This is a genomic window from Teichococcus deserti (assembly GCF_001982615.1).
GTDB classification, from domain to species: domain Bacteria; phylum Pseudomonadota; class Alphaproteobacteria; order Acetobacterales; family Acetobacteraceae; genus Pseudoroseomonas; species Pseudoroseomonas deserti.
This window is the reverse complement of sequence record NZ_MLCO01000275.1, coordinates 1-6,301: the sequence shown is the minus strand read 5'-3', so window position 1 is coordinate 6,301 and position 6,301 is coordinate 1. Positions and strand designations below refer to the sequence as shown.

Annotated in this window: 6 protein-coding genes; 3 read left to right on the top strand and 3 right to left on the bottom strand. The window is 71.0% G+C overall.

Annotated elements, in window-relative coordinates; all coding sequences use genetic code 11:
• Window positions 1–213: 213 nt before the first annotated feature.
• Together BKE38_RS23630 and BKE38_RS23625 are read left to right on the top strand one after the other, a co-directional pair.
• Window positions 214–726, top strand: coding sequence for a DUF2244 domain-containing protein (locus BKE38_RS23630; RefSeq protein WP_076959678.1), 513 nt, complete (start codon window positions 214–216; stop codon window positions 724–726).
• A gap of 57 nt (window positions 727–783) precedes the next feature.
• Entirely contained in the window at window positions 784–1,716 is a 933-nt protein-coding gene (locus BKE38_RS23625; protein ID WP_076959677.1) for a helix-turn-helix domain-containing GNAT family N-acetyltransferase, read from the top strand.
• Here the strand turns inward: BKE38_RS23625 and BKE38_RS23620 are convergent.
• The 3 genes from BKE38_RS23620 to BKE38_RS23610 form a co-directional block, all read right to left on the bottom strand.
• Entirely contained in the window at window positions 1,713–3,077 is a 1,365-nt protein-coding gene (locus BKE38_RS23620; protein WP_076959676.1) for an APC family permease, read from the bottom strand. The genes BKE38_RS23625 and BKE38_RS23620 overlap by 4 nt on opposite strands.
• A 266-nt stretch (window positions 3,078–3,343) precedes the next feature.
• Window positions 3,344–4,675 carry an ammonium transporter gene (locus BKE38_RS23615; protein ID WP_278247643.1) on the bottom strand — a complete coding sequence of 444 codons (1,332 nt, stop codon included), beginning with the start codon at window positions 4,673–4,675 and terminating at the stop codon, window positions 3,344–3,346.
• A gap of 38 nt (window positions 4,676–4,713) precedes the next feature.
• Window positions 4,714–5,052, bottom strand: coding sequence for a P-II family nitrogen regulator (locus BKE38_RS23610; RefSeq protein WP_076959675.1), 339 nt, complete (start codon window positions 5,050–5,052; stop codon window positions 4,714–4,716).
• A gap of 201 nt (window positions 5,053–5,253) precedes the next feature.
• Here BKE38_RS23610 and BKE38_RS23605 point away from each other — a divergent pair.
• The coding region (locus BKE38_RS23605; protein ID WP_076959674.1) for an FAD-dependent monooxygenase at window positions 5,254–6,301 on the top strand (1,048 nt) is incomplete at its 3' end.

Below are 6,301 nucleotides of genomic sequence, written 5' to 3'. Positions count from 1 at the left end.
CTCCCGCTCCGATGCCCCCCGCCGCCCTGGCCGACCCGGTGCCGGCGGCGCCGAAGCGGAGGCGCGTCGCGAAGCAGCCGCTGCACGGCACCGGGTCGGCCAGGGCGGCGGGGGGCATCGGAGCGGGAGGCTTCATCAACGCACTCGGCGCATGGCAGGGGCATCCGAAAAAGGACCGTCGCCGGGCAGGGCGCCACCCTATGTTAGCTGCTGATGCTGCCAGAGCCAGCCTCCGAGCCCGAGCCCATCCTCTTCGAGGCGGTCAGCACCCCGCATCGCAGCTTCCGCCCGCGCGGCTTCCTGGTGCTGGCCGGGCTGGCCCTCGCCTGGGCGGTCATCGGCGGCGTCATCTTCCTGATGCTGGGCGCCTGGCCGGTGGTGCCCTTCCTCGGCCTCGAGATCCTGGGCGTGCTGGCGCTGGTCCTGCTGCACCACCGCGCCTCGGCGCGCGCGCGGGAGGTGGTGTCGCTTTCCGCCGGGCGCATCCGCGTCCGCCGGGTCGATGCCCGCGGCCGGCGGGAGGAGGCCGCCCTCGACCCCTACTGGACCCGCGTCGAATGGCATGAGCGGCAGGGGCTGGCGCTGGTGCAGCGCGGCCGCCGCGTCGCCATCGGCCGCTTCCTGTCGGAGGAGGAGCAGCAGGAGCTGGCCGGCGTGCTGCGCGAGGTGCTGCGCCGCTACCGCGAGCCGGTCTTCGACAACCCGCAGCTGCGCGATTCTTTCTGATTTTCCTCAGGCCGATTTGGTTGTATCAAGCAACTATACCGTTCATCAGGAAGCGCCTTGGACCCCCTCATTGAGCCGATTCGCGCCGCCTCGCGCCAGCTGGTGCGGGAGCTCGGCTTCCTGCGCCCGGGCCTGGCCGGGACCGAGCTGCCGCCTTCCGCCGTGCATGCGCTGATCGCGCTCGGCCAGGGCGAGCGGCTGACCGCCCAGCGCCTGGCCGGCCTGCTGGGGCTGGAGAAATCCAGCATCAGCCGGATGCTGCGCAAGCTGGTCGAGGCCGGGCTGGTGGCCGAGACGCCCGATCCCGGCGATGCCCGCGCCAAGCAGCTGGCATTGACCGCGGCCGGCGCCGCGCGGCTGGAAGCGATCCATGGCTTCGCCCGCCGCCAGGTGGCCGCTGCCCTGGCCCGGCTGCCCGACGGCGCCGGCGAGACGGTCCGCCAGGGCCTGTCCCTTTATGCCGAGGCCCTTGGCGCCGAGCGCCACCGGCCGGCCCGGATCGAGATCCGCGCCGGCTGGCAGCCCGGGCTGCTGGGCCGGATGCTATCGCTGCAGGCGGCGCATTACGCTCGCCACCACGGTTTCGGTGCGGCCTTCGAAAGCGTCGTCGGCCGCGGCATGGCGGATTTCTGCGGCCGGCTGGGATCGGGGAAGAACCGGCTCTGGGGCGCCTGGCAATCCGGGATGCCCGAGGCGCTGGGCGGCATCGCCATCGACGGCGAGGATCTGGGCGAGGGCCGCGCCCATCTGCGCTGGTTCATCCTGGCCGAGGCGGCCCGCGGCAGCGGCACCGGCCAGCGCCTGCTGGCCGAGGCGTTGGCCTTCGTCGATGCGGAGGGCTTCTCGGAGACCCGCCTCTGGACGCTGCGCGGGCTGGAGGCCGCCCGCCGCCTTTACGAGGCGGCGGGCTTTTCCCTGGCGGAGGAATTCCAGGGCGACCAGTGGGGCCGTGTGGTCACCGAGCAGGTCTGGGTCCGGCCACGCCCCTAGGACAGCGCATCGCTCTTCACGAAGCGCTCCATCGCATCCCCATCCCGCTTCCGCGTGGCGACATAGAGAAGAAGGATCGCTGCCAGCAGGCCCAGCGCGATCAGCGGCGCCGTCAGGTTGCCGCTGGTCACCCGCACCACGATCAGCGCCAGGCAGACCAGCGCGCCGAAGGCCGGCACGATCCAGGGCAGGGCGAAGCGGCCCTGCGGCTCGCCCGGCCGGCGGATCAGCAGCACCAGCGCGCCGTTGACGATGGCGAAGACGAACAGCAGCAGCAGCACCGTCGCCGCCGCCAGCGCCGCAACGTCGCCCAGCAGCGACAGGCCGATGACCACCGCCAGCAGCGCCAGGATGGCGACATAGGGCACCTGCCGCCCGGCATGCACCCGCGCCAGCGGCGCCGGCAGCAGCCCCTGCTTCGCCATGCCGTAGAGCAGCCGCGACGCCATCACGTAGTTGACCAACGCCGTGTTGGCGACGGCGAAGATGGTGATGCCGATGAAGCCCACCTTGGGGAACCAGGGCGCCGCCTTCTCCACCACCGCGGCCAGCGGGGCCGGGGCCGCCGCCAGCTCCCGCCAGGGGATCACCGAGACGGCGGTGACGCAGATGGCCATGTAGATGCCCGTCGCGATCAGCATCGCCAGGATCAGCCCCAGCGGCATGGTGCGCTCGGGGTCCTTCACCTCCTCGGCCAGGTTCAGCGTGTCCTCGAAGCCGATGAAGGAGAAGAAGGTCAGCACAGCGCCCTGGAACACCAGCAGCGCCGTGCCCGTGGCCTCGCCGCCCCCCTCCGGCCAGTCGAACAGGCTGGCCGAGCCCCAGTACGGAACACCCACCGCGATCACCAGCAGCAGGCCCGCCGCCTCCACCACCGTGCAGACCGCGTTGGCCCAGAGCGACTCCTTGATCCCGCGCAACAGGATCCCAGCCAGGATCAGCAGGAAGCCCAGCGCCAGCAGCGCCGGCGGCACCCCCTCCAGCCCGAAGGCCGCCTGCAGGTTGCGCGCGACGACATTGGCCTGGGTCGCGATCGAGGTCAGCCCCGAGCAGGCCACCGCCAGCCCGACCAGATAGGCCACCGCCGGGCTGCGATAGGCGCGCTGCGTGACATAGGCGGCACCCCCGGCCCGCGGATAGCGGCTGGCGATGGTCGCATAGGAAAGGCCCGTCAGCAGCGCGGCGGCCATGCTGACCAGGAAGGCGATCCAGATGGCGCTGCCCATCAGCTTGGCGGCCTCGCCCACCAGCCCGTAGATGCCGGCGCCGAGCATGCTGCCCAGCCCGTACATCAGCAGCAGCGGCAACCCCACGGCGCGCTTCAGCGCCGGTGCTTCCGCGGACCTCGCTTCTGCGGCCATCGGTTCCATCCCCATTGTTACTGGGCGGTAACCTGCGGAACCGAAGTCAGTTGCAGCGAAGCCAGAGGCAGGCCAGGGGAATGAATTCCCCTGGACCCCATCTTCTTTCTGATCTTCGGCCGTGACCAGGACAACGCCTCACCACAGACGGCACCCGGGTGTCACGACGGGACGCCGAATACGAAAACAGCGCGACCTGGAAGGTCGCGCTGTCGGTGGGCCGTTTCACCGGCCGTTGCCACCCGGGCACGGCGGCCTGGAAGACATCACCCCAGACGCTCGCCATGCAGCGACACGTCCAGGCCTTCGCGCTCTTCCTCTTCCGTCACGCGCAGGCCGACGATCAGGTCCACCACCTTCAGCAGGATCCAGCTGCCGATCGCGGTGAAGACGAAGGTTGCCACCACCGCGTAGAGCTGCAGCAGGAACTGGTCGAAGGAGCCGGCGATGCCCCCCGGCAGGGCCGGCGTCGCCGAGAGCGGGCCATAGGCGAAGATGCCGGTCAGCAGCGCGCCGACGATGCCGCAGATGCCGTGCACGCCGAAGGCGTCCAGGCTGTCGTCGTAGCCGCACCAGTGCTTCAGCGCCGTGGCACCCCAGAAGCCTGCCAGGCCGGCGATCAGGCCGATGATCAGCGCCGGCACCGGCAGCACGAAGCCGGCGGCCGGCGTGATGGCGACCAGGCCCGCCACCGCGCCGGAAATGGCGCCGAGGACGGACGGCTTGCCTTTGGTCAGCCATTCGGCGGCGACCCAGGCAAGCGTCGCGCCGGCGGCGGCGATCTGCGTCACCAGCATCGCCATGCCGGCGCGGCCGCCGGCGGTGGCGGCAGAGCCGGCATTGAAGCCGAACCAGCCCACCCACAGCAGCGCGGCGCCGATCACGGCGAGGCCGAGGTTGAAGGGCGACATGTTCTCGGTGCCGAGGCCGGTGCGCTTGCCCAGCACCAGCGCCGCCACCAGGCCGGCGACACCGGCGTTGATGTGGACCACGGTGCCGCCCGCGAAGTCGAGCGCGCCCAGGGCGAAAATCCAGCCGTTCGGGTGCCAGACCCAGTGCGCGACCGGGCTGTAGATCAGCAGCGACCACAGCACGGTGAACAGCGCCAGGGCGCTGAACTTCATGCGGTCGGCGACCGCGCCGGTGGCCAGTGCCGGGGTGATGATGGCAAACGTCATCTGGAACATGACGAAGATCGTCTCGGGCACCGTGAAGGCCACCGCGCCGTCGCCGCTGCCGAGCGTGAAGGGCTTGTCCCAGTTCTCGGCGATGCCCGAGAGGAAGATCTTCGACAGGTCGCCGATATAGGCGCCGCCCTCGCCGAAGGCGAGGCTGTAGCCGGCCACCATCCAGATCACGCTGCACAGCGCGGCCAGGAAGAAGGACTGCATCATCGTGGCCAGCACGTTCTTCTTGCGGACCATGCCCGCATAGAACAGCGCCAGGCCGGGGATGGTCATCATCAGCACCAGGGCGGTGCTGGTCAGCATCCAGGCGGTGTCGCCCGCATTCACCGTCGCTTCCTCCTGCGCGAAGGCGGGCGCCGCCATCAGCAGGGTGGGGAGCAGCGCAGCCGCGCCGCGCGCCAGGATTCGCATATTCCTCGGTTCCATCGTCTTCTGGTTGGGGAGCGGCATCACAGCGCCGAGGCGTCCGTCTCGCCGGTGCGGATGCGCAGCGCGCGCTCCACGTCCAGCACGAAGATCTTGCCGTCGCCGATCTTGCCCGTGCGGGCGGTGGAGGCGATCGCTTCCACCACGGCGTCGACCAGGTCGGCAGGCACCGCCACCTCGATCTTCAGCTTGGGCAGGAAGGACACGTGGTATTCCGCGCCCCGGTAGATCTCGGTCTGGCCCTTCTGCCGGCCAAACCCCTTCACCTCGGTCACGGTCAGCCCCTGCACGCCGAGCGGGGTGAGCGCCTCGCGCACCTCGTCCAGCTTGAAAGGCTTGATGACGGCCATCACCAGCTTCATGCGCTGCGGTCCCCTCAAGTTATTCCGCGTAGCTGCCGCTTCTGATGCGAGCGCCGTGCCACAGGCGGTGACACGCCGATTCAGGGGCTGCGGGATCCTGGCCGCCTGCGGTGGCAGCCGATGAATGCTCAAAATTCAGGCAGTGGCCTGCCTGGCCCGCACGGCCTTTCGGCGAAGCGCCCCAGGCGCCACAATGGCGGCATGACCGAACGCGCCCAGACCCTGCCGTCCACTGTCACCGAGGTGGCGGTCTGCATCATCGGCGCCGGCCCGGTGGGGGCGACGCTCGCCGCCCGCCTGGCCAGCGCCGGCCTGCCGACCGCGGTGGTGGACCACGCCGCCCTGCCGCCGATGGAGCTGCCGGAATTCGACGGCCGCGCCTATGCCATCGCGCTGTCCAGCCGCCGCCTGCTAGACGCCGCCGGCGTCTGGGACCTGCTGCCCTGGGCGCCGGGCCCGATCACCCGCATCCGCTGCACCGACGGCGCCCCCGGCGAGGCGGCGAGTTCGCTGCGCCTGCATTTCGATGCCGCGGAAACCGGCACCGAGGCCTTCGGCTGGATGGTCGAGGCCCGCGCGCTGCGGATGGCGCTCAACGCCCGCATGCAATCACTGGCGCATCTCACGGTCCGCGCGCCGGCGAAAGCCGAGGTCACCCGCACAGCGGAGGGCGCCGAGATCCGCCTCTCCACCGGCGAGCTGATCCGCGCCCGGCTGGTCGTCGCCGCCGAGGGCCGCCGCAGCCGGTTGCGGGAACAGGCCGGCATCGGCATCGCGACGCATGACTACGGCCAGCTCGGCCTGGTTGGCGCCATCGCCCACGAGCTGCCGCACGGGATGATGGCGCTGGAGCATTTCCTGCCCCACGGCCCCTTCGCCCAGCTGCCTTTGGCGCCGACGCCCGAGCACCCCAATGCCTCGGCCATCGTCTGGTCGGAGAAGCGCGGCATCGCCGAGCGCATGCTGGCGCTCCCCGACGAGGAATACGGCCAGGAGATCCAGCGCCGCATGGGCGACCACCTGGGCAAGGTGACGCCGATCGGCCGCCGCTGGTCCTACCCGCTCTCGGCCATGCACGCCCTGCGCTACACCGACACGCGCCTGGCGCTGATCGGCGACGCCGCGCATGGCATCCATCCGATCGCCGGGCAGGGGCTCAACCTCGGCTTCCGCGATGTCTCGGCGCTGGCCGAGCTGCTGCTGGGCAGCGGCGCCGATCCCGGCGCGCCGGAACTGCTGGCGCAATACC